22 protein-coding genes are annotated in these 23,498 nt (G+C 62.1%); 7 read left to right on the plus strand and 15 right to left on the minus strand.

Annotation, left to right across the window (positions count from 1 at the left end):
• Positions 1-49 precede the first annotated feature (49 nt).
• The 7 genes from mrdA to leuS form a co-directional block, all read right to left on the minus strand.
• Positions 50-1,975, minus strand: a complete 1,926-nt coding sequence (gene mrdA, locus CUC44_RS18045) for a penicillin-binding protein 2 (RefSeq protein WP_100861246.1) — start codon at positions 1,973-1,975, stop codon at positions 50-52.
• 90 nt (positions 1,976-2,065) lie between these two features.
• On the minus strand, positions 2,066-2,533 hold the full coding sequence (rlmH, locus tag CUC44_RS18050; protein ID WP_100861247.1) for a 23S rRNA (pseudouridine(1915)-N(3))-methyltransferase RlmH: 468 nt from the start codon (positions 2,531-2,533) through the stop codon (positions 2,066-2,068).
• 37 nt (positions 2,534-2,570) lie between these two features.
• Positions 2,571-2,912, minus strand: coding sequence for a ribosome silencing factor (gene rsfS, locus CUC44_RS18055; protein ID WP_100861248.1), 342 nt, complete (start codon positions 2,910-2,912; stop codon positions 2,571-2,573).
• Positions 2,913-3,139: 227 nt separating this feature from the next.
• Complete coding sequence (nadD, locus tag CUC44_RS18060) at positions 3,140-3,787, minus strand: nicotinate-nucleotide adenylyltransferase (protein ID WP_100861249.1); 648 nt, start codon at positions 3,785-3,787, stop codon at positions 3,140-3,142.
• Positions 3,781-4,815 carry a DNA polymerase III subunit delta gene (gene holA / locus CUC44_RS18065; RefSeq protein ID WP_100861250.1) on the minus strand — a complete coding sequence of 345 codons (1,035 nt, stop codon included), beginning with the start codon at positions 4,813-4,815 and terminating at the stop codon, positions 3,781-3,783. Before holA ends, nadD begins: the two co-directional genes overlap by 7 nt.
• Positions 4,816-4,828: 13 nt before the next feature.
• Positions 4,829-5,311 carry an LPS-assembly lipoprotein LptE gene (locus tag CUC44_RS18070; RefSeq protein WP_100861251.1) on the minus strand — a complete coding sequence of 161 codons (483 nt, stop codon included), beginning with the start codon at positions 5,309-5,311 and terminating at the stop codon, positions 4,829-4,831.
• A 57-nt stretch (positions 5,312-5,368) separates the two neighbouring features.
• A complete protein-coding gene (gene leuS, locus CUC44_RS18075) occupies positions 5,369-7,948 on the minus strand; it encodes a leucine--tRNA ligase (RefSeq protein ID WP_100861252.1) in 2,580 nt (859 codons plus the stop codon).
• Between the two features lie 143 nt (positions 7,949-8,091).
• On the opposite strand from leuS, the gene CUC44_RS18080 reads away from it, so the two are divergent.
• Positions 8,092-8,574, plus strand: coding sequence for a zinc ribbon-containing protein (locus CUC44_RS18080; protein WP_100861253.1), 483 nt, complete (start codon positions 8,092-8,094; stop codon positions 8,572-8,574).
• 64 nt (positions 8,575-8,638) lie between these two features.
• On the opposite strand, the gene lnt is transcribed toward CUC44_RS18080, so the two are convergent.
• The 5 genes from lnt to miaB form a co-directional block, all read right to left on the minus strand.
• On the minus strand, positions 8,639-10,168 hold the full coding sequence (gene lnt / locus CUC44_RS18085) for an apolipoprotein N-acyltransferase (protein ID WP_100861254.1): 1,530 nt from the start codon (positions 10,166-10,168) through the stop codon (positions 8,639-8,641).
• Positions 10,169-10,374: 206 nt separating this feature from the next.
• Complete coding sequence (gene corC / locus CUC44_RS18090; protein ID WP_100861255.1) at positions 10,375-11,256, minus strand: CNNM family magnesium/cobalt transport protein CorC; 882 nt, start codon at positions 11,254-11,256, stop codon at positions 10,375-10,377.
• Between the two features lie 100 nt (positions 11,257-11,356).
• A complete protein-coding gene (gene ybeY / locus CUC44_RS18095) occupies positions 11,357-11,827 on the minus strand; it encodes an rRNA maturation RNase YbeY (RefSeq protein WP_100861256.1) in 471 nt (156 codons plus the stop codon).
• Positions 11,824-12,894: a PhoH family protein gene (locus tag CUC44_RS18100; RefSeq protein ID WP_100861257.1), complete on the minus strand. Its 1,071-nt coding sequence runs from the start codon at positions 12,892-12,894 to the stop codon at positions 11,824-11,826. Before CUC44_RS18100 ends, ybeY begins: the two co-directional genes overlap by 4 nt.
• Before the next feature lie 49 nt (positions 12,895-12,943).
• Positions 12,944-14,377, minus strand: a complete 1,434-nt coding sequence (gene miaB, locus CUC44_RS18105; protein WP_100861258.1) for a tRNA (N6-isopentenyl adenosine(37)-C2)-methylthiotransferase MiaB — start codon at positions 14,375-14,377, stop codon at positions 12,944-12,946.
• A 247-nt stretch (positions 14,378-14,624) separates the two neighbouring features.
• Here miaB and CUC44_RS18110 point away from each other — a divergent pair, with 247 nt between their 5' ends.
• From CUC44_RS18110 to CUC44_RS18120, 3 genes are all read left to right on the plus strand, one after another.
• Positions 14,625-15,788, plus strand: a complete 1,164-nt coding sequence (locus CUC44_RS18110) for an FAD-dependent monooxygenase (RefSeq protein WP_100861259.1) — start codon at positions 14,625-14,627, stop codon at positions 15,786-15,788.
• 152 nt (positions 15,789-15,940) lie between these two features.
• Positions 15,941-16,507 (plus strand): cysteine hydrolase family protein, encoded by a 567-nt coding sequence (locus CUC44_RS18115; RefSeq protein ID WP_100861260.1) that lies wholly within the window; start codon positions 15,941-15,943, stop codon positions 16,505-16,507.
• Positions 16,508-16,606: 99 nt separating this feature from the next.
• The gene (locus CUC44_RS18120) at positions 16,607-17,302 is read left to right on the plus strand and encodes a cold shock domain-containing protein (RefSeq protein ID WP_100861261.1); all 696 of its coding nucleotides are present in this window, start codon (positions 16,607-16,609) and stop codon (positions 17,300-17,302) included.
• Between the two features lie 72 nt (positions 17,303-17,374).
• Here CUC44_RS18120 and CUC44_RS18125 read toward each other — a convergent pair whose 3' ends face one another.
• Complete coding sequence (locus CUC44_RS18125; RefSeq protein WP_100861262.1) at positions 17,375-18,274, minus strand: LysR family transcriptional regulator; 900 nt, start codon at positions 18,272-18,274, stop codon at positions 17,375-17,377.
• A 132-nt stretch (positions 18,275-18,406) separates the two neighbouring features.
• Between CUC44_RS18125 and CUC44_RS18130 the strand changes: the two genes are divergently transcribed.
• The gene (locus CUC44_RS18130; RefSeq protein ID WP_100861263.1) at positions 18,407-18,652 is read left to right on the plus strand and encodes a hypothetical protein; all 246 of its coding nucleotides are present in this window, start codon (positions 18,407-18,409) and stop codon (positions 18,650-18,652) included.
• Entirely contained in the window at positions 18,649-19,320 is a 672-nt protein-coding gene (locus tag CUC44_RS18135; RefSeq protein ID WP_100861264.1) for an HAD-IA family hydrolase, read from the plus strand. Before CUC44_RS18130 ends, CUC44_RS18135 begins: the two co-directional genes overlap by 4 nt.
• Before the next feature lie 53 nt (positions 19,321-19,373).
• On the opposite strand, the gene CUC44_RS18140 is transcribed toward CUC44_RS18135, so the two are convergent.
• Together CUC44_RS18140 and CUC44_RS18145 are read right to left on the minus strand one after the other, a co-directional pair.
• A complete protein-coding gene (locus CUC44_RS18140; protein ID WP_100861265.1) occupies positions 19,374-20,837 on the minus strand; it encodes a GGDEF domain-containing protein in 1,464 nt (487 codons plus the stop codon).
• Between the two features lie 114 nt (positions 20,838-20,951).
• The gene (locus tag CUC44_RS18145; RefSeq protein WP_100861266.1) at positions 20,952-21,554 is read right to left on the minus strand and encodes a nitroreductase family protein; all 603 of its coding nucleotides are present in this window, start codon (positions 21,552-21,554) and stop codon (positions 20,952-20,954) included.
• A 290-nt stretch (positions 21,555-21,844) separates the two neighbouring features.
• Between CUC44_RS18145 and CUC44_RS18150 the strand changes: the two genes are divergently transcribed.
• Entirely contained in the window at positions 21,845-23,392 is a 1,548-nt protein-coding gene (locus CUC44_RS18150) for a sensor domain-containing diguanylate cyclase (protein ID WP_100861267.1), read from the plus strand.
• Positions 23,393-23,498: the final 106 nt, after the last annotated feature.

Below are 23,498 nucleotides of genomic sequence, written 5' to 3' on the forward strand. Positions count from 1 at the left end.
CACTGCGAGCTGCGCGAAGGGGCAACCAGGCCCCTTTTGGCATGCAAGATTACTCATTGGGAACGGCCTCGCTCTGATCCGGGCTGGGGCTGGATGGCTGTGGCGCCGGCGGCAACTGGGGCTCAGGCGGCAGCAGGTAGGCATCCAGCATGTGGCGGGCGACCGGTGCCCCCATGGAACTGCCACCCCCTGCGTTCTCCAGCACCAGGGCCACCACGGCCTTGGGGGCGTCGAATGGCGCGAAGGCGACAAACAGGGCGTTGTCGCGGTGCTCCACCTTGGTGGTGGCCGCGTTGTAGACCTGGTTCTCTTTCAGACCCACAACCTGAGCGGTACCGGACTTGCCAGCCGCCTTGTAGGGGGTGTTGGCGAAGGCGCGGCGGCCCGTGCCCTCGTGGCCGTTGATGACGCGCCACATGCCGTCCTTGGCCACCTGCCAATAGGTGTCACTCTTGGCGGCGATGGCGATGTTCGGGTTGATGGGGGCGTTGACCACGCCATCTGCCGAGGCGGTGCTCTTGAGCAGATGGGGCGTCACGTCGTGACCGTTCTGGGTCAGTATGCTGATCGCCTTGGCCAGCTGGATCGGGGTCGAGCTCCAATAGCCCTGGCCGATGCCGATGGAGATGGTGTCACCCTGATACCAGGGTTGACGCCAGCGGGCCATCTTCCAGTCGCGAGAGGGCATGACGCCGCGAGTCTCTTCATACAAGTCGACGCCGCTGTACTGGCCGAAGCCGAACTTGGTCATGTAGGCATTGATCTTGTCGATGCCGACCCGATAGGCGAGATCGTAGAAATAGGTGTCTGCCGATACCTCGATGGCGCGATAGACATCGAGCCAGCCGTGACCCCAACGGCGCCAGTCACGAAACTTCTTGGTGGTGCCCGGGATGGAGAAGCTGGGGCCGCCGAAGTAACGGTAGTTGGGGGTGATGGCCCCCTCGTTCAGCCCCATCACCGCCATCATGGGTTTGACGGTGGAGGCGGGGGCATAGATGCCTTGCGTGGTGCGGTTCACCAGCGGACGGGCGGGATCGTTGAGCAGGCCTGAGTAGTTGGCGCTGGAGATGCCGGTCACGAACAGGTTGGGGTCGTAGCTCGGGCTCGACTCCATGGCCAGGATGGCACCTGTGTTCGGATCCATCATGACGATGGCGCCACGGCGGCCGGCCAGCAGCTCCTGGGCTTTGAGCTGCAGACGGATGTCGATGTTGAGGTAGATGTCCTTGCCGGGCTCTGGCGGCTGGAACTTGAGGGTACGCACCACCCGGCCCCGGTTGTTGACCTCGACCTCCTGATAACCCGCTACGCCATGCAGCTGATCTTCATAGTATTTCTCGACGCCCTGCTTGCCGATGTCCTTGGTGGCCGCATAGTTGGCGAGCTTGTCTTCCTTGTCGAGGCGTTCCACGTCGCGGGTATTGATCTTGGCCACGTAGCCGAGGGCGTGGGTGAGGGTATCCCCGAACGGATAATAGCGCTTGAGGTAGGCCTCGATGCTGGCCCCCGGGTAGTTGTGCTGGTTGACCGAGAAGAGGGCGACCTGATACTCGGTCAGCTTCTCGAACAGGGGCACTGGCTTGAAGCGGCGCTGGCGTTTGACCTCGGCCAGGAACTTCTCCTTGGTCCCCTCCGGCAGTTTCAGCAGGGCGATGAGATCGTCGGCGGTCTGCTCGAGGTTGTCTGTCTCTTCCGGCACGATTTCCAGACTGTAGACGGGGCGGTTTTCCGCCAGCAGCACGCCGTTGGCGTCATAGATGAGGCCCCGCGGCGGTGCCACGGGCACGACCCGGATCCGGTTATCGTTGGATCGGGTCTGGTAGGTGTCGTAAGACTCTACTTGCAGGTAATAGAGATTGCCCAGCAGCACCAGCATGAGTACCACCATGCCGATGTAGGCGACCAGGGTGCGCCGAAAGAACAGACGTCCCTCGGCACTGTGATCGCGCATTTCGATGCGATTCTTCAGCATGCCGTTACCTTATGGCCGACGAGGGCAAAGAGAGAAACCACGTGGGCTACTCCCTGTGGTTTGACTGGGGATGTTCCAGATATGCATGGCTCATTCCCTGTGATACGGGTGATTGGTGGTGATGCTCCAGGCGCGATAGAGGCTCTCTGCGACCAGTACCCGCACCAGCGGATGGGGCAGGGTCAGGGGCGACAGGGACCAGCTCTGCTCGGCGGCGGCCTTGCACTCGGGCGACAGGCCTTCCGGGCCGCCTATCAGCAGCGCCACGTCGCGACCATCCAGCTTCCAGACTTCCAGTTGCGCGGCGAGCTGCTCAGTGGTCCAGGGCTTGCCGGGAATGTCCAGGGTCACGAGACGGGAGCGACCGGCGGCGGCCAGCATGGCTTCCCCCTCCTTTTGCAGGATGCGGGGAATGTCGGCATTCTTGCCGCGTTTGCCTGCGCCTATCTCGACTAACTCGAACGGCATGTCTTTCGGGAAACGGCGACGGTACTCTTCGAAGCCATGCTCTACCCAGGCAGGCATCTTGGTGCCCACCGCAATCAACTGGATCTTCATCGCTCTTTACACTTGCACCCTTCGTTACGTCCGTACTTTACTGCGCATTCACTTGAGAGGCGCCGCCCCAGAGTTTTTCCAGTTGGTAGAAGTCGCGGTATTCATCCTGCATCACGTGCACTATGACCGACCCCATGTCTACCAGTACCCATTCACCCGTGAGCTGACCTTCCACGCTGAGCAAACTGAGCCCGGCGTGGCGTGCCTCGCTGGCCAGGTTGTGGGCGATGGCGGTGACGTGGCGATTGGAGTTGCCGGAGCAGATGATCATGGTATCCGTGATGCTGGAGCTGCCACGGACATCCAGAGTGATGATGTCGCGGCCTTTCATGTCATCGATCTTGTCGACGATAAAGGCGAGTAATTCTTGGCCTTGCAATGTCTTCTCCTACTCTGTCCGGCGCGCTGCATGGTATCAGGGCGGCGGATTATATCATGGTCATTCCCGTTTCCCAGTCCGGCAAAGGGAATGGATTCGGGGTCACTGTGAACCGGCCCCTGTTGATCACTATAGTGCGCAACCGGGCCAGTCCCTAGTCAAGTCAGTACTCCCTGCGCCCGGGGATGTCGGTGACATCTCTATCCGAAAGAGGGCGAATATTCGCCTCAGGGCTCGGCCTGGTAGAGTCGGTGCTGGGCTATGTAGCGGGCGACCGAGGCTGGCAGCAGGTACCTGGGATCCTGCCCTGCCGCCAGCAGCGCGCGCAGCCTGGTAGCCGACAGCTCGATGGGCAGATTGTCGCTAAGCCAGATATGGCCGTGGCGCTGTCGATGCAGCGCGCCTATATCCTGGCTCTGATGGCGGGCCAGCAAGTCGGCCACCTCGGCCGGGTAATCCGGCTGCCAGCCGGGGCGCATGCTCACCACCAGATGGGCATAGTCGAGCAGCTCCTGCCAGCGATGCCAGCTCGGCAGGCTGAGCAGCGAATCCATCCCCATCAGGAAGCAGAGCGGGGTATCCGGCAGCTCGGTGCGCAGCGAGATCAGGGTGTCGATGGTGTAAGAGGGCTGGTCCCGCTTGAGCTCCCGCTCATCCACCACGAACCCGGGATTCTCCGCCGCAGCCAGCCGCACCATGGCCAGGCGCTGCTCGCTCGTACAGAACGGGCTGGCCCTGTGGGGCGGAACATGGTTCGGGATGAGACGAACCTCGGCCAGACCCAGGGTGGCCTGCGCCTCGATGGCCGGCCGCAGATGACCAATGTGTATGGGATCGAAGGTCCCCCCCAGCAGGCCTATGGGCGCGGTCAGCATGAGGCTGGCTCCAGCAAGGGCAGCGGGGCCGCGTCGCGAAAACCCAGGGCCAGGGTCTGCAGCATGAGCCAGGCCTGCTCGGTATCAAATCGGCGCTGGGCGTCGTCAAGCTGTGCCATCAGCTGCCACAGCTGCTGGATTTTGCCAAATGGCAGCCGGGTCAGGGCCTGTTGAATGAGCTGCTGGCGGCTCTGCCAGATGCGCAGCCGGGAGAAGTGTTCCACCAGTGGCTGGCCGGCCCGCGCCGCCAGCGCCAACTCGGTGAGCTGCTCCAGCTCGCGGCACAGGGTCCAGGCCAGCATGCCGGGCTCCGTGCCCTCGGCCCGCAGCGCCAGCAGGATGCGCTGGGCCCGGTTCACCTTGCCCTCCAGCAGGCAGTCGATGAGCTGGAACGGGGTGAAGTGGGCGTGGCGTATGATGGTCTCTTGCAGATAGGCGACGCTGATGGGCTGGGGCGGCGAGAGCAGGGTCAGCTTCTCTATCTCCTGGCTCGCGGCCAGCAGGTTGCCCTCGTAGGCATGACACATGAAGTTGATGGCATCCGGCAGCGCCTTGAGGCCAAAGCGCTGAAAACGGGCACTCATCCAGCGTGGGAAGAAGCGGGGCTCGGGGTGATTCACCGGCACATAGGTGCCAAGCTGACTCAGCTTGTCAAACCAGGCGGCCTTCATCTGGGTTTGGTTGAGGCGAGGGCCCGAGAGCACCAGCAGCAGGTCGGGGTGGAGCTGTTTGCCAATCTCTGTGATGCGGGCAGCGAGATCCTTGTCGACCTTGGCGGGCAATTCCAGCTCGATGATCTGGCGCGCCGAGAACAGGCTCATGGCCTGGCAGGCGTCATAGACCTGATTCCAGTCCAGCCCGGCCTCGACCACGAAGCTGTGACGCTCGTCGAAACCCTGCTTGACGGCCACCTGACGAATGGCGTCGATGGCCTCCAGCTTGAGCAGCGGCTCCTCACCAAAAACGAGATAGCAGGGCTTGAGCCCTGCTTTGAGATGGTCTGCAAACTGCTCTGGATAGACTCTCATCAAGATGCCTGCATCAGAACTTGACCTGGCTGAGCTGACGGATCACCAGGTTCGCAGCCTGCTCCTGCATCTCCTTGCCGAGCTGCTCCTGCTCGCGGGAGGAGGCCAGCGCCGCATCCGGCTTGTTCAGGAAGCTGCGGTTGAAGGTGATGGGGAACACCTGAGTCGGTTTGCCCGGCATGCTGACGCTGAACTGGGTGCTGTAACCCAGCAGGTATTCACGGTCCTGGCCGATGGAGTCGACGGAGGCGACCTGGCTGCTGCTGCTGATGCCTGACAGCGTCAGCACAGGGAGGCCCTCCTTGTCCGCCAGGGTCACCCCGGAGGCCTTGAGACGGGTGGTCACCAGTCGATAGAAGTCGCTTGTCTTGTCACCGACCACCTTCATGGTCATCAGCTCGGGGGGAATGGCGGTTCCCCGCATCTGAAAACCGCAGGCCTGCAGCAGCAGGCCCGTCAGCATGATGGCAATCCAGCGAGTAAGGGGCATGCCCATGTAATTTCCTCTTTGCATGGAGTGAAGAGCGGCGGGCGCTTGCCCGCCGTCATTTCATCAGTTGGCTACGATGTTGAGCAGCTTGCCCGGTACGTAGATCACCTTGCGCACGGTCAGACCGTCGGTGAACTTCTGTACAGAGGCGTCGTTCATGGCCAGTTTTTCCACATCGGCCTGGCTTATCTCGGCCGGCACGGTCAGCTTGCCACGCATCTTGCCGTTGATCTGCACCACCACCAACTTCTCGGTTTCGACCATGGCTTTTTCGTCAGCCTCCGGCCAACCGGTCACGTCGATGTCCCCTGTCTTGCCCAGCATCTTCCACAGCTCGAAGCCGATGTGCGGGGTGATGGGGTAGAGCATGACCACCACGGCTTCCAGCGCTTCCTGCATCAGGGCGCGGTCCTGCTCGTCGGTGCCGAGTTTGGCCAGGTTGTTCATCAGCTCCATGATGGCGGCGATGGCGGTGTTGAAGGTCTGGCGGCGACCCACGTCATCGCTCACCTTGGCGATGGTCTTGTGCAGCTCGCGGCGCACGGCCTTCTGCTCGCTGGTGAGGGCGGCCACATCCAGAGCGGGAGCTGTCCCTGAGCTGACGTGCTCGAAGGTGATGCGCCACAGGCGACGCAGGAAGCGCTGGGCACCCTCTACGCCTGAGTCGGACCACTCCAGGGTCATGTCGGCCGGAGAGGCGAACATCATGAACAGACGCACGGTATCGGCGCCGTAACGCTCCACCATCAGCTGGGGATCGATACCGTTGTTCTTGGACTTGGACATCTTGGTCATGCCGGAGTGGATCACTTCGCGGCCCTCGAGATCCACGGCCTTGGTGATGCGACCCTTGTCGTCCCGCTCTACCTTGACCTCGGTCGGGCTGACCCAGACGTTGCCGCCCTTCTCGTCCTTGTAGTAGAAGGCGTCAGCCAGCACCATGCCCTGGCACAGCAGGCGCTTGAACGGCTCGTCGCTGTTGACCAGGCCCGCATCACGCAGCAGCTTGTGGAAGAAACGGGCGTACAGCAGGTGCATACAGGCGTGCTCGATGCCGCCAATGTACTGATCCACCGGCAGCCAGTGGTTGGCGGCGGCAGGATCCAGCATGCCCTTGTCGTAGTCAGGGGAGCAGTAACGGGCGTAGTACCAGGAGGACTCCATAAAGGTGTCGAAGGTATCGGTTTCGCGGAATGCTTCCTGACCGTTAAAGGTGGTCTTGGCCCACTCGGGGTCGGCCTTGATCGGGCTCTGGATACCGTCCATCACCACGTCTTCCGGCAGCAGCACCGGCAGTTGATCTTCCGGGGTCGGTACTACGCTGCCATCGGCCAGGGTCAGCATGGGGATGGGGGTGCCCCAGTAACGCTGACGGGAGACACCCCAGTCGCGCAGGCGGTAGTTGACGGTGCGCTTGCCACAGCCGAGGCTCTCCAGCTTGGCGCTGATGGCGTCGAAGGCGGCCTGGAACTCGAGACCGTCGAACTCGCCGGAGTTGAACAGCACGCCCTTGTCGGTGTAGGCGGCGGCAGCCACGTCCGGGGCATCGCCGTCGGCCGGCTTGATCACGGGCTGGATGGGCAGACCGTACTTGGTGGCGAACTCGTGGTCACGCAAGTCGTGGCCAGGAACGGCCATCACGGCGCCGGTGCCGTAGTTCATCAGCACGAAGTTGGCGATCCAGACCGGAACCTTGTGGCCGCTCAGGGGATGGATGGCATAGAGGCCGGTGGCCATGCCCTTCTTCTCCATGGTAGCGAGCTCGGCTTCGGCGACCTTGGTGTTCTTGCACTCTTCGATAAAGGCGGCGAGTGCCGGGTTATCGGCGGCAGCCTGGGCGGCCAGCGGGTGACCGGCGGCGATACCCACATAGGTCACGCCCATGAAGGTATCCGGACGGGTGGTGTAGACCTCCAGGTGATCGTCCTGGCCGTCGACCAGGAAGCTGATGTTGACCCCCTCGGAGCGACCAATCCAGTTGCGCTGCATGGTCTTGACCATCTCGGGCCAGCCTTCCAGGTTGTCGATATCGTTCAACAACTCTTCGGCATAGTCGGTGATCTTGATGAACCACTGGGGGATCTCTTTTTGTTCCACCGGGGTGTCACAGCGCCAGCAGCAGTTGTCGATCACCTGCTCGTTGGCCAGCACCGTCATGTCGTTCGGGCACCAGTTGACGGAGGAGGTCTTCTTGTAGACCAGACCCTTCTCGTACAGCTTGGTGAAGAACCACTGCTCCCAGCGGTAGTAATCCGGCTTGCAGGTGGCCAGTTCCCGGTCCCAGTCATAGCCAAGACCCAGCATCTTCAGCTGGTTCTTCATGTATTCGATGTTTTCGTAGGTCCAGGGAGCCGGCGCCGTGGCGTTCTTGATGGCGGCGTTTTCGGCCGGCAGACCGAACGCATCCCAGCCGATGGGTTGCAGCACGTTCTTGCCATTGAGCCGTTGATAACGGGAGATCACATCACCTATGGTGTAGTTACGCACGTGCCCCATGTGTAGACGACCAGACGGATAAGGGAACATGGAGAGGCAGTAGAACTTCTCTTTGTCTACTTTTTCCACTGCCTTGAAGGTTTTCTTGGCATCCCAGTGCTGTTGCACTGCTGGTTCTATGGATTGGGGAACGTATTGCTCTTGCATTGGTGACATCCGGATCTGTGAAATGAATAGATAAATCAGCTGGGAAATCCCGATAGAATACCCATATCCTGCGGCGGCAACAACCGCCAGCGTCCGCCGGGATCGTGTGAGCAGGATCCGCTATCTGTAGAGGAGCAAGGACCATGGACAAACGCCGACAAGGGTATGAAGCCTTTATCGCTCAGCTCAAGAAACAATGGGAGGAGACGGAAGAGTTCCAGGGGGAACGCCTCAATCGCATGATCGCCAGGGTGCAGGCCTACCTGGAGGCGGCGAGCGACCTGACCCAGGACGAGTTGGCGCTGATCGCCGAATACGTGAAACGGGACCTTGGCAACTATGACGAGGGGCGCAGCGAGGCACCGGAATCCGCCTTTATGCTGGCATTGAAAGACACTGCCTGGTCCTGGCTCGCAGACGTGACCGACCGCGCGCAAGTGGAGTGGCGCGAGCTGGCGGACGAGCTGGAGCACAAGGGCATCTATCGGGCCGGTGACTGGGTCGGGCTAGGGGTGCTGGTGTGCGACCACTGCGAGTGGCGCCATACAGTGCTGCACCCGGAGCAGCTCGGTACCTGCCCGGAATGCGGGGCCAACGAGTATCACCGTGAACCGCTCTCACCCTGACATAGGATGATGAGGTTATAAAAAGAGGCGCCCATGGGCGCCTCTTTTTATGTTTTTAACATGCTCAGAGCTGGCGGGCCCAAGGGTGGGCGCGGGGGCGCAGGGCCAGCCCAAGGCCCAGCAGCAGGGCGGCGATGCCATACATGGGCCAGCTGCCAAAGCGCAGATAAGGGGTCTGGCCATGGGCCGGACGCACCTCGGTTCTGAGCACCCCGGCCTCGAACTGCGGGATCTGGGCGATGATGCTGCCGTCTATCTCGGTGACTATGGTGATGCCGGTGTTGGTGTCGCGCAGCAGCGGGCGAGCCAGCTCCAGGGCGCGCATGCGGGCGATCTCCATGTGCTGCCAGGGGCCTATGCTGGTGCCAAACCAGGCGTCGTTGGAGACGGTCAGCAGGAAGTCGGTATCCGGCTGCACGTTGCGGCGCACCTCGTCCGGGAAGATGATCTCGTAGCAGATGGCGGCGGCGAACTTGAGCCCCTTGGCGATCAGGTTCGGCTGCACCTCGTCACCCCGGCTGAAGGAGGACATGGGCAGGTTGAAGAAGGGCGCTATGGGGCGCAGCAGATCTTCAAACGGCACGAACTCGCCGATGGGCAGCAGGTGGTACTTGTAGTAGCGGTTCTTGTGCTCGTAGTGGTAGGACTCCTTGCCGTCCAGATCCTGCACCCCCATGCCGAGTACCGTGTTGTAGAAGCGCTGCTGCTGGAGATCGTAGTGAATGATGCCCGCCAGCAGGCCGGTGTCATTGACCTTCATCGCCTTGTCCAGGCTCTCCAGATAGGTGCCCATCTCCTTCTCGATGGCGGGAATGGCGGATTCTGGCCAGACGATGATGTCGGCATCCTGATTCTCGCGGCTGAGGTCCTGATAAGTGCGCACCGTGGGGATCAGCGCCTCCGGATCCCACTTGAGGGACTGGGCGATGTTGCCCTGCACCAGGGCCACCTTGACCGGCTCGCCCCGGGTCACCCAGTTCAGTTGCATCAGCCCGTGGGCGGTACCCACCAGGGCGACGGGGACCAGCAACCAGGCCGGCTTGCGGCTCTGCCACACCAGCCAGAGGGCGGAGGTGCACAGCAGCAGGGCCAGCGTGATGCCCTGCACCCCCAGGATGGGGGCGAAGCCCTTGAGGGGACCGTCAATCTGGGTGTAACCAAACCAGAGCCAGGGGTAGCCGGTCATCACCCAGCCCCGCAGCCAGTCGGCTCCGAGCCAGAGTACCGGGAAGGCGAGCAGCCAGCGACTCCAGTGCCGACCGCTGAAGAAGCGGGCAAACAACCAGCAGGCCAGGGTCGGGTAGAGAGAAAGGTAGGCACAAAGCCCCGCAAGCAGCACAAACGCCGCCGGCAGCGGGATACCGCCGAATTCCGTCATGCTGACGTGGATCCACCACTGGCCCGGCAGGAAGAGTCCCATGGCGTAGCCAAAGCCGCGCCAGGCGGCCTGCTTGGGGCTGGCCTTGTCCAGCAGGGCGTAGAGGCCGAGCAATGAGGGGATCACCAGAGGCCAGTAGCCGAAAGGGGAGAAGGCCAGCACGGCGATGGCGCCAGAGGCCAGGGCGAAGAGGCTTGTCAGAAGTTTCGATTTCACTAGGCTAGGGGCTCGATTGGACTGAATGAAAGTTGAATGGCCGACATCTTAACCGCAAACCGGGTCAACGGCGAGCCTCCCGGCTATCGGGATTTTGGCGCCGTACCTAGGCCTGTTGGAAGGGGTACGGCAGGCAAGAGGGGAGTGCTGAAATGACAAACGCCCCTGGGAAGGGGCGTTGACTCGCTGGGTGAGAGCGATGGAGATCAGGACTCCGGCTGGGCCGCCGCGTGATTCTCCGGGATCTTCACCTGCAGCTGTTGCAGGCGGCGTCTGTCCGCGTGCATCACCTTGAACAGGTAGCCGTCGAGTTCGATCTCTTCGCCCTTCTTCGGCAGGTGGCTGAAGGCGTGCATCACCAGACCGCCGACCGTGTCCACCTCTTCATCGCTGAACTGGGTGCCGAAGAAGTCGTTGAAGTCTTCGATCTCGGTGAGGGCGCTGACCGAGAAGACCCGCTTGCTGATGCGGCGGATCTCTTCCGGCTCGTCCTCGATGTCGTCGAACTCGTCGTCAATCTCGCCGACGATGAGCTCGAGTATGTCTTCTATGGTGACCAAGCCCGAGACGCCGCCAAATTCGTCCACCACGATTGCCATGTGGTAGCGCTCTTCACGGAACTCCTTGAGCAGACGATCGACCCGCTTGCTTTCCGGCACTATCACGGTGGGGCGCAGGATCTGTTCGAGCTGCAGGGGCTGGCTGGCATGGTGGCCGCCAAAGCCGAATGGCAGTAGATCCTTGGCGAGCAGAATGCCCTCCACGTGATCCTTGTCTTCGTTGATCACCGGGAAGCGGGAGTGGCCGGATTCGATGATGACCGGCAGGAACTCGTCCACCGGTTGGGACTTCTCGATGGTCACCATCTGGGAGCGGGGGATCATGATGTCGCGCACGCGCAGCTCGGCAATTTCGAGCACGCCCTCGATCATGTCCTTGGTGTCCTGATCGATGAGGTCTCGCTCCTCGGCGTCGGCTATCACTTCCACCAAATCGTTGCGGTCTTTTGGCTCGCCCTGGAAGAGTTGGCTGAGTTTATCGAGCCAGGTTTTCTTCGGCGAGCCGGTACTAGGGTGATCGTCGGTCATTTTCTCTCTTGGTTACTCGTGTGAACACATAGGAATACTTGTCTTGGTTATATAAGGATGGCCACCTTCTGTTTCAATCGGGTGACCATCCAGGCTGCCTTTATGCGTCGACTTCGTCGTCGAGATAAGGATCCGCAAAGCCGAGCTCCTGCATGATGTCGCGCTCGAGCGCCTCCATCTCCTCGGCTTCTTCGTCCTCGATATGGTCATAACCTAGCAGATGCAGACTGCCGTGCACAACCATGTGAGCCCAGTGGGCCTCCAGGGGTTTGTTCTGCTCGACAGCTTCGGCTTCCACCACCTGGCGACAGATCACCAGATCCCCGAGCAGGGGCAGCTCCATGCCGGGAGGGGCTTCGAACGGGAAAGAGAGCACGTTGGTAGGCTTGTCCTTGTCACGATAGGTGTGGTTGAGCTCGCGGCTTTCCGCCTCGTCCACCAGCCGTACCGTCACCTCGGCCTCCTCCTGGAAACCCAGGATGGTGCCGTCGAGCCAGCCTTGCAGCTGGGCCTCGGTGGGCAGGCCTTCCGGGCTGGCGCAGGCCAGTTGCAGATCCAGGATCACGCTCATTTAGCACTCTCTTGTGTGGAATTGGCTTCGGTCGAATTGACTCGATTGGGTTTGGCCGCCGTGGCCTCGGCCTGCTTGGCATCGAATGCCTCATAGGCCTGGACGATGCGGGCCACCACTGGGTGGCGCACCACGTCCTTGGACTCGAAGAAGTTGAACGACAGGCCATCGACCCCTTGCAGCACTTCCAGGGCGTGGCGCAGACCGGATTTGGTGCTGCGTGGCAGATCCACCTGGGTGATGTCGCCGGTCACCACCGCCTTGGAGTTGAAGCCGATGCGGGTCAGGAACATCTTCATCTGTTCCGTGGTGGTGTTCTGGGCCTCGTCCAGGATGATGAAGGCGTCATTCAGGGTGCGACCGCGCATATAGGCGAGCGGCGCCACTTCGATGATGTTGCGCTCCATCAGCTTCTCGACCCGCTCGAAACCCAGCATCTCGAACAGGGCGTCATAGAGGGGGCGCAGGTAAGGGTCCACCTTCTGGGAGAGATCGCCGGGCAGGAAGCCGAGCTTCTCACCCGCTTCCACCGCCGGCCGGGTCAGCAGGATGCGGCGGATCTCCTGGCGTTCCAAGGCGTCCACCGCGGCGGCCACCGCCAGATAGGTCTTGCCGGTACCGGCCGGGCCTATGCCGAAGCTGATGTCGTGGCGCACGATATTGGCGATGTACTGGGCCTGATTCGGGCTGCGGGGCTTGATGAGGCCGCGCTTGGTCTTGACCGTCACCTCCTTGCCATAGGGCAGGGATGAGGCCTCTTCCTCGTCCTGCTCCAGCACCCGGGACTCTTGCACCGTCAGGTGCACCATGTCGGGGGTGATATCGGTCACCTTGCCACCCTTGATGGGCTGGGTTTCCACATAGAGGTGTTTGAGGATGACGGCGGCGGCGTCGATCTGCGCCTGCTTGCCGAGCAGCTGGAAGTGGTTGTCACGGTAGCTGATCTCGACGCCGAGGCGGCGTTCCAGCTGCTTGATGTTGTCATCGAACGGACCGCACAGGCTGGCGAGGCGCCGGTTGTCGGCGGGCTCCAGGTGCAGGTTCAGGGTCGAGATGTGTCGGCTCAAGGTGTCCTCGTCTCAGCTATGTCCACCCGGCTTGGCCGGGTGGAGGAAATTAATGGGGCCTGAAGGCGGCAACGCCCAATTCATCCGGCACATTGTCCGGGCGGCGGGCCAGGATCTCCTGGGGCGCCGTGGCGATGCGCAGGTTCATCTCATCTTCCCCGCGAATGAAGCGACCGCGCAGGGAGTAGGGGCGCACGTCGGTGATCTCCACGTCGGCGAAGCCACCAATCAGAGTATGGGGACCCTCGAAGTTGACCACACGGTTGTTCTCGGTGCGGCCACTGAGCTGCATGGGATCCATCTTGGAGGGCCCCTCCACCAGGATACGCTGCACCGAGCCCAGCATGGCGCGGCCGATGAGCATGGACTGGTGATTGATCTGGTTCTGCAGCCGGGTGAGGCGGGCCTTCTTCACCTCCATGTCGACATCATCCGGCAGGTCTGCCGCCGGGGTGCCGGGGCGCGGGCTGTAGATGAAGCTGAAGCTCATGTCGTAGTTGATCTCTTCAATGAGCTTCATGGTGGCCTCGAAGTCCTCGTCCGTCTCGTTCGGGAAGCCGACGATGAAGTCCGAGCTCATGGTGATGTCGGGGCGTACGGCGCGCAGACGGCGGATCTTGGACTTGTACTCCAGCACCGTGTGCGGGCGCTTCATCATGGTCAGGATGCGATCCGAGCCGCTTTGTACCGGCAGGTGCAGGAAGCTGACCACCTCGGGGGTGTCCCGATAGACCTCTATGATGTCGTCGGTGAACTCGATGGGGTGGCTGGTGGTGTAGCGGATGCGGTCGATGCCGTCGATGGCGGCCACCAGCCTGAGCAGCTCGGCGAAGGTGCAGTGATTGTCATCGAAGGTCGGGCCACGGTAGGCGTTGACGTTCTGGCCGAGCAGGTTCACCTCGCGCACCCCTTGCTGGGCGAGCTGGGCGATCTCATAGAGCACGTCATCGAGCGGTCGGCTCACCTCTTCGCCGCGGGTGTAGGGCACCACGCAGAAGGAGCAGTATTTAGAGCAGCCTTCCATGATGGAGACGAAGGCGGTGACCCCCTCGGCGCGCGGCTCTGGCAGGTTGTCGAACTTCTCGATCTCGGGGAAGGCGATGTCCACCTGGGCACCCCGGCCTTCCTGCACCTGCTTGATCATGGCGGGCAGGCGATGGAGGGTCTGCGGGCCGAACACGATGTCCACATAGGGGGCGCGGCTGCGCAGGGCTTCCCCTTCCTGGGAGGCGACACAGCCCCCCACGCCTATCATCAGGCCGGGTTTTTTCAGCTTGAGCTTCTTCCAGCGACCGAGCTGGTGGAACACCTTCTCCTGGGCCTTCTCACGGATGGAACAGGTGTTGAGCAGCAAAACGTCGGCCTCTGCGGGCTCGTCGGTCAGCTGATAACCATGGCTGGCGTCCAACAGGTCCGCCATCTTGGACGAGTCGTACTCGTTCATCTGGCAGCCCCAGGTCTTGATATGAAGTTTCTTGCTCATCGCTACTCTTGACTGTTTTTTGTAATCGACAGGGTCCAAAGGACCGGGCATTTTACTCCGCAATCCAAGCACTGACTAGCAGATATCGGGCCGCCCTGCCCGTGTCAGCACAGGGTTTGCCATTGGGCCGGCGCGGCAATTCGCCGTCTCTCTCACTGTTTCTCCCCCTTCCTTGCGCTATCATGGCCCCATTCGGTTTGGCCCCTCTATTCTTGTCCGGGGCGACCCCTTTTTCAGGACATACGCTATGGAACACTGTGATATCGCCATCGTCGGCGCCGGTATGGTGGGGGCGGCCACCGCCTGCCTGCTGGCGAGCCAGGGCCTCTCCATCCGGGTCATAGAGACCCAGCTGCCCGAGCCCTATGCCCCCGAGCAGCCGCTGGATCTGCGGGTCTCCGCCATCAGCCAGGCCTCGGTGGCCCTGCTGGAGCGCGCCGGTGCCTGGCAGCATCTGCAGCAGATGCGGCTGTGCCCCTATCGCCGGCTGGAGACCTGGGAGCTGGAGGGGTTCGCCACCCGTTTCGACGCCGCCGAGCTGGGGCTGCCCCAGCTTGGCTACATCATGGAGAACCGGCTGGTACAGCTCGCCCTGCTCAAGAGGATGGAAGATTTCCCCAACATCCAGACCCACACTCCCGCGGCGGTGCAGCGCCTGCGCCAGAGCGCGGACGCCGCGGTATTGACGCTGGATGACGGCACCGAGCTGCAGGCGCGCTGGGTGCTGGCCTGTGACGGCGCCGAGTCCCACACCCGCCGCCTCGCCGGTATCGGCGTGTCGCGCTTCGAGTACCGCCAGCACTGCATGCTGATCAATATCGACACCGACTTCGAGCAAGAAGACATCACCTGGCAGCAGTTCACCCCGAGCGGCCCGCGCGCCTTCTTGCCGCTGCCGGGCAAGCACGGCTCCCTGGTGTGGTATGACAGCCCGGCCCGCATCCGCGTCCTGTCCGCCATGAGCAATGAGTCCTTGGCCACCGAGGTGCGCCGCCACTTCCCGGCCCGGCTCGGCGGCTTCAGCGTGACGGCCAAGGGCAGCTTCCCCCTGGTGCGCCGCCACGCCAACGACTATCACGCCGGGCGGGTGGTGCTGCTCGGGGACTCGGCCCATACCATCAATCCGCTGGCGGGGCAGGGGGTCAACCTCGGCTTCAAGGACGTGGCCTGCTGGGTGGAACTGCTCGCCAAGGCGGGTAACGACTGGCACTTGCTAGCCCAGGCCGAACGCTATGAGCGCAGGCGCCGGCCGGACAACCTGCTGATGCAGTCGGGAATGGATCTCTTCTATGGGGTGTTCAGCAACGAGATAGGACCGCTGCGCCTCGCCCGCAATCTCGCCCTTAACCTGGCGGACAAGGCGGGCCCCCTCAAGGAGATGGCGCTGCGTTACGCCCTGGGGTTGGTGTAAAAGGCAGTGTTTTGAACTGCAAGTGAACTTATTTATGGAATATTAATCTGTTATGCTGATGTATTTAGTGATTTATATGCCCCCAAGGCTGCCCTCTGGGTGATGTCGGCGGTGCAAGGGTGACACAGAGTCAGGCAATCAGGAGCAAAGGCATGAACAAGGCACTGCTGGTGATCGATTTTATCAACGACATCGCCCACCCGGACGGTCGGATCGCCGCCTCGGCGGCCCACGTGGTGGAGCAGGATGCCATCGCTCATGCGAACCAGGCGCTGGCCCATGCCCGCGCCCAGGGCTGGCTGGTGATCCTCATCAAGGTGGGTTTCGATGCCGGTTACAAGCTGCAGCCCAAAGACTCCCCCATGTTTGGCCGGGCCCAGCAGTTCGGCGCCCTCTCCCTGGCCGGCAGCGGCACCGATTTTCACCCCGAGCTGGACGTGCAAGGGGACGAGCTGGTGCTGACCAAGCCGAGGGTCAGCCCCTTCTATGGCACGGCGCTGGAGCCGGCGCTGCGGGCCAACCAGATAGATCACCTCTATCTGTGCGGGGTCAGCACCAGCTGGGCCATCCAGGCTGCCACCCGGGATGGGCATGACAGGGATTACCGCATCACCATCCTCGAGGATGCCTGCGCCGCCGCCGATGCCATGGAGCACCACGGCTCCCTGCGCCTGCTCGGCCGCATCGCCGAGATCATCAAGGTGGCCCAGCTGAGCTGACCCACCTATCGAGCTGCTCACATTTTGCTCATGGACCGCTGTTGCAACCGCGTGGTTTTGGGCAAGATGGTAAAAATCGCTGACCACAAGGATGAGGCCATGCGTTATCAAGGAAAAATCGCGAGCTGGAACGCCCAGCGCGGTTTTGGCTTTATCAAGCCGCAGTCACAGCCACAGTCATATTCACAACAAGAGCAGAGAGACGCGGATCTGTTCGTGCACGTCTCTTCCCTGACCTTCGACGGCAGGCCGCCCGAGCCAGGGGAGCGCGTCTCTTATCGGCTCGGTACCGACAAGGATGACAAGCCCTGCGCCGTGCAGGTGTTCTTCCCAGACCGGCCCCTGTCGCTGGCGGATGGCTTCAGTCCGGCGCCAGATCGCCCCTTGCCCACGGACAATGAATCCAGCCGCTCGTCGCCCTCCAAGACCCCCTCCAGGTCGCAGAGCACGGCGCCCAGAGCCCGCCCACAGCCGACCTATAGACGCAAGGGCAGCTGGCAGGGCAAGCTTATTCCCCTGCTGGTGCTGGCGGGTATTTTTTCCATTTATTCCCGCTTCTCGGCCGAGACACCTTCGCCTTTGCCTGCCGCTTCTTTCAGTCAGAATGAGGCCAGCAGCTCCTACAGCGCGCCGCAGACCCCGGCCTTCGCTCGTCAGTGCGACGGCCGGCAGCATTGCGCCCAGATGACCTCCTGTGAGGAGGCGACCTGGTTCCTGCGCAACTGCCCGAACATGAAGATGGACGGGGAGGGGGATGGCATCCCCTGTGAGCAGCAGTGGTGCACTGGTTGGTGAGGTTGGTCAGGGAGGGGGCAGTCTTGCCCCTTGAACGGCTTGTTATCCGTATTCGGCCCTTGGACTCGTCTCTCAGGTAGCGGATCTGACCTGCGGGTGGGCGGCCTTGACCAGCGCCAGGAACTGATCCCGGATGGGATCGGCGAAGGTCGAGTTCCACACCAGGCTGATTTCCCACTCCGAATAGGGGCCGAAGAGGGGATAAAGGGTCACATCTGGCCCTGCGATAAAGCTGACGCTGCGGGGCAGTATGGCGTTGCCTATGCCGGCGGCCACCAGGGCCACCAGGGTCTGGATATCCTCCGCCTCCTGGATGACGCCGGTCAGCCGGTTGGCACCGAGGAAGTTGGCGATCTGCTGGGTGAGCCCAGGGCAGCGATGGCCCACCATCTGCAGCAGGGGTTGCTGCACCAGTGCCTGCTCCACGTCGAAGGCGGCGGGGTCTGGCCCGATAAGCTGGGTCGGCACCGCCAGCACTAGTCTGTCGGTCAGCAATCTGTGTTCGTGCAGTTGCGGCGCCTCTGGCCTTCGCATAAAGCCGACCTGCAACTGGCCGGAGAGCAGCATCTCGTGCTGGATGGCGGAGGGCATGTCCTGCAGGTGCACCATCACCTCGGGGACCTGCCGCTTGAAGCGGGCCACCAGGGAGGGCGCCAGCACGAAGCTCGACAGCCCGAACCCCATCTTGAGCCGCCCGGCGAGACCGCTCGCCAGCGCTAGGGCATGGCGCTCGAACTCCTTGCCATGATCGACCAGGGCGCGAGCCTGGCTGAGCAGCTGCACGCCGATGGCGGTCAGCTCGGCGCCGTGGCGTCCCCGGTTGAACAAGGTGCTGCCGAGGGCCAGCTCCAGCCCCTGGATCTGCTTGGTGAGCGCCGGCTGGGTGACAAACAGCCGGTTGGCGGCCTCCCGGTAGTTGGCCGTCTCCGCCAGGGTCACGAATGCGTGCAGTTGCCTCAGATCGAATTTCATTCCGTGTGGTTATCCATTCCGTTTGATTATCAAATGTGGCGATTTAGTGATTATAAATTATCTATCAGCCTTGTTCTAATGGTGTTGCAGCGGGTCGGGAGTCGGCCTGAACCGGGAACGAGGAGTCACATCATGCAAAGCGAACGTTATCTGTTTCTAATCAAGGGCAGCCTCATCATGGCCCAGCCGCTGGCGGCGGCCGAGACGGGGGAGCTGTTGACCAGCCTGTTGTCACAGGGGTTCGTGGTGGCGCCCCTGCTGGTGTGGGCGAGCGACACAGAACAGGCGATGGCTTGTTATGAAGCAAGGGCTCAGCGTCAGGCGCTCGCCAGCTCGCTGTCCGGTGTCGACCCCATGCTGGCGGGAGCGGCAACATGAGCGCCATCACCTTGCAGGCCAGGGCCCTGCTGCTGGACATGGACGGCACCCTGGTCAAGTCGACCGCAGGCGTGGAAACCGTATGGCGACTCTGGTGCCAGCACCATGGGCTGGCACCAGAGCCCGTGCTGGCCATGTGCCACGGGGTGCGGGCCAAGGAGGTGATTGAGGCGCTGGCACCCCAGCTGGACATAGCCCAGGAGATGGCGCGGCTGGACGAGCTGGAGTTGGTGCACACCGGGGTGGCCGAGCCCATTGAAGGAGCTGGCACCCTGCTTTATGGCCTGCACGCCGATCGCTGGGCCCTGGTCACCTCCGCCAGCAAGCGGGTGGCTCGGGATCGGCTCGCCGACGCCGGGCTGCCGCAGCCTGGGCTGATGGTTGGCGGGGATGACGTGGTGCGGGGCAAGCCGGATCCCGAGCCCTATCTGCTGGCGGCGAGTCGGCTTGGCCTGGACCCCGCCGACTGCCTGGTGTTCGAGGATGCCAAGGCCGGCATTGCGAGCGCCCTGCAGGCCGGTTGCCAGGTGGTGCAGATCGGGGGCGATCGCTTGCTCAATGCCAGGGCGAGCGGCTGGGTCAATGACTGGCGCCAGGTCCGGATCACAGCAGAGGCGCAGGATCTGCGGCTCACCCTGTCCGGGCAGCGCGAGTGCCTGCCCGTCTGACATTGGCCGCGGGCCTGCCATCACAGATCTGGGGGAGTGGGCGGACGAGACGGCTAGTGCTCGTACGGGTGAGGGGGGTTCGCGTTATCCGGCTCCCCTTCCTGATGTTGCTCCACCCGGTTGCGGCCATTGTGCTTGGCGCGGTAGAGCGCCTTGTCGGCCTGGGAGAGTAGCCTGTCCAGGTTGACATGGCCCTGGCGCTGACAGGCGATGCCTATGCTGACCGTGACTCTGACCGGGTTGCCAACCCCATCCTGCACGCCCAGTCGGGCCACGGCTTCGCGCAGTCGTTCAACAATCTCCAGCGCCTGCTGCCTGGCGGTGTTGGGCAGCAGCACCGCAAATTCTTCCCCTCCCATTCGACCGAACAGATCCCCCTGACGCAGGTGCTGGCGCACCGCGGCGGTGAAGGCGCGCAGCATGCTGTCCCCCGCCTCGTGGCCATGGTTGTCATTGATGCGCTTGAAGTTGTCCAGATCCAGCATGCAGACCGCGACCGGCAGTTTGTGCTGCTCCAGTCGGTCCAGCATCAGTTGGGCGGCGGGCCAGAAGCCGGCCCGATTGAGGGCGCCGGTCAGGTGATCGTGATGGGCCAGGTGTTCCATCCGGCGCAGCAGGCTGTTGCGGGCGGCCATGATGCTGGCGGCGGTGAGCGGGGTGAGTGCGATCAGCATGACGCCGATCCGCACCGAGAACATCCAGTACTGGGTCTGGGCATCGTGGCTGATGACCAGAAAACCGTTGGAGAGGGCGAGCAGGGTCAGGGTGCTGAAGCACAGGGAGAGCAGGCTGGTGGCAAAGACCGAGTAGCTGACGGCGCACCACAGCAGGGCTGGCACCGGAAAGGCGATGGAGCCGGGCCCGGCGATCAGCAGGGACAACAGCAAGGAAAAGAGAAAGCTCAGCAGGGGCAGCAGACTGGCCCAGGAGACCGGGGTTTGGAACAGCAGGGTGCGCCACTGGGACAGGCTCCCCGGTGATGGCAGGGTCAGGATCACCGGCAGTATGGCCATGTAGTTGACCAGCTCGCTGGCAAACCAGAAGCCGAGCCCATAGAGGATGGATCCCTGAAACAGCAGGGGGTTGATCAGGGCGCCGACCAGGCCGGCCGCCAATGAGGCAGCCATGGCGATGAGCAGCAGAAAGACGATGGACATGGGGCGGCGAAGCCGCCTGTCTTCCAGATCCAGACGACGGAACAACAGATAACCCACGCTGACGCCGGCCAGGTTGCCCAGGGTCAGCAGCGCCGTCTTGAACGCCTCGTCCTGGGTGAACAGGGAGGCGAGCAGATAACCGATGACGCCACCCAGCCAGCCGGACGGGGAGGAGAGGCGCGGGTAACGCAGCATGACGCCGAGCAGCACGGCATTGGCTGGCCAGAATGCCGCCAACAGGTTCGGGGGCCGGGTGAAGATGCCGATGAGCGAGAAGAGGAGCACCAGGGTGGTGACGCACAGCAAGGCAAACAAGGGATAGAGGGTGGATGAGATACGCGGTCGACTGGTCTCTTCCATGGGGCGTCCCTGTGGCTGTGGTGCGGTTGCCACTGAGTATGGGCGCTCGGAAACGAAATGGGCAGGACAGACAGGGGAAGAGAAACTGCCCCCTCGAGGAGGGGGCGCGGACGATTAGCCGAAGACCCGGAAGCGAACGTCGTCGCCGATGAAGGTCTTGTCACCGGCCGCTTGTTTGATGCTGCCAAAGGGCATCTGAGCACGCAGTCGCCAGCTGGCGGGCAGATCCCACTGCTTGCGCACGGCGTCGTCGATCAGCGGGTTGTAGTGTTGCAGGGTGGCACCGATCCCTTCCTGCGCCAGTGCGGTCCAGACCGAGAACTGGGCGATCCCGGTCGAATGTTCGGACCAGACGGGGAAGTTGTCGGCATAGAGGGCAAACTGATCTTGCAGCCCCTTGATGACGTCGGTGTCTTCGAAGAACAACACGGTACCGAAACCGGCGCGGAAGCAGCCGTCTACCTTGCCTTCGCTCTGGGCATAGGCCTCGGGCGGGACTATTTTTTTCAGCTCTGCCTTGACGATGTCCCACACCTTGTGGTGCTCGGCCCCAAACAGGATGACGGCGCGGGAGCTTTGGGAGTTGAAGGCGGAAGGGCTGTGCTTGACGGCGTCCTGGATGAGGGCGGTCAGGTGTGCCGGGGTCTGAGAAACCTGGTCACCCAGGGCATAGATGGAACGACGTACCTTGATCTGTTCGATAAATGGACTGCTCATAACATCTCCTTTGTTTGATAAACCATCACCGCCATTCAGGCCGACAAGGCCGTCTGGCTCCGATTTCTCGAGCCTAGGACTATAACACCTTCTGTTCGATAAACCGTCAACGCAGGGTGATGACTGTTTCTACTTTTTATGAATATTCACATGACAAAACCGGAAATCGTCGGTCGGTATAAACGATGTCTTTTTTATCAATAACCTTGGTCGTTCATGATTTCAATCAATATTTTCATAGCATGTCCCACCATAGAATCGAGGCCGAGTGATATTTTATAGAGGGTGGCATGGCCGGCGAGATCATCAAAAAACGTTACTACATACTGACCCCGCTCTCCTTTCTCCTCGGCGCCCTGGTGCTGATCTCCACCCTGTTGCTGGCCATCACTAGCTACCTGCGCAGCATCGACAAGACGGTGGCGGGTTACGAGCAGATACTCACCTCCATCGATGCCACCCTGATCCAGGAGATGGTGCTGGACAACCAGCGCCAGCTCGCCGTGCTGGAGGCGTCGCTGGACAGGCAGGCCATCGCCCGGGGCGAGTCGGCCGTCAATCCGATCTGGGCCATCGCCCACCAGTTCAAGCACGACGCCCACTTCCTCTACTTCTACAACGCCCGCTTTGACGAGATAAGCAGCTATCCCGCCAGGGCCCTGTCCATGGACTATGTGCCGCAACAAAGACCCTGGTATCAGGCCATGAACAGTGACAGCGACGAGCTGATCTGGTTTGGCCCCTATCAGGACTTCAACTCTGACAAACAGAGCCTGACCCTGATCAAACGGGTCGAAGGAGATGGCAAGCTGCTGGGCCTGCTGATGGTCGACCTGTCGTTTGACAGCGTGCAGGAGGCGCTGAGTCGGGCCATGGGGAACGATCAGGCTGCCATCTACCTCACGGTGCGCAAGAGCGGCCAGATCATTGTGGGGCACAATCTGGGCCTGATACCCAAGGTGCAAGACGAGGACGCCGAGCCGGGAACCCTTGGGCTGAACGTGATCCGCCACGGCCGTCACCTCAAACTCGAGCTGGCCGATGTGGGCTGGGATCTCAACATCTACCTGCCGCCGGCCCAGTTTCACGACAGTTTGCAGGAGACCCTACTGATGGTGGTGCTGCCCCTGCTGGCGCTGCTCGCCTTCTGGCTGTGCAGCCTGCTGTTTCTGGTGCGGATCTTTCGCCAGGAGCAGGCGCTGGTTCAAGGGTCCCTGGTGGGCATAATGCAACACAGGGAGGAGGCGCCGAGCAGGCCGCGCACCTGGTTTGTGCGCGGCAGCCTGGGGGAGATAGATCAGGTCAGAACCAGCGTGCGGCAGGGGCAGAATGCCCTGCTGCACGATCCTCTCACTGGCATCATGAATCGGCGCGCCTTCGATCAACACAGGTGTGCCCTCGAACAGGCGCAGACTCCTTATTGGCTGGTGCTGATCGATCTGGATCGCTTCAAGCGCATCAATGACAACTGGGGCCACGGGGTCGGCGACGCCGTGCTGTACCGGGTGGCGACCATATTGGCGAGGACCTTGGGGGAGGGCTGGGTCTATCGCATCGGCGGGGATGAGTTTGCCGCCATCCTGCCCTGGAGCCAGAGCGAGGTTGAGCAGCGCCTGATCTATCTGCTCGCCCGGGTGCGGGGGCTGAAGTGGCGCGAGTTCAAGGAGTCCATCACCCTGAGTGCCGGCGGGGCCCATTATCCGGATGCCGGAGAGAGCCTGTTCGAGCGCGCCGACGAGTGCTTGTACCAGAGCAAGCACCAGGGGAGGGACTGCTGGCACCTGTTACCGGTGCAAAAATCCCCCTCCGAAGGGGAGGTCGTGACAGTATCTGTCTGAGCGCCGTGAGGGGAAAATGGACAGGGTCCAATGAAACAGGGGACACAGGGGGGATGATTTCCTCTGTGACCTTTTTTTTTAATTAATTTTCATATGGTTAGCCTAT

Origin of the sequence: Aeromonas lusitana (genome assembly GCF_002812985.1) — a bacterium.
Classification (GTDB): Bacteria; Pseudomonadota; Gammaproteobacteria; order Enterobacterales; family Aeromonadaceae; genus Aeromonas; species Aeromonas lusitana.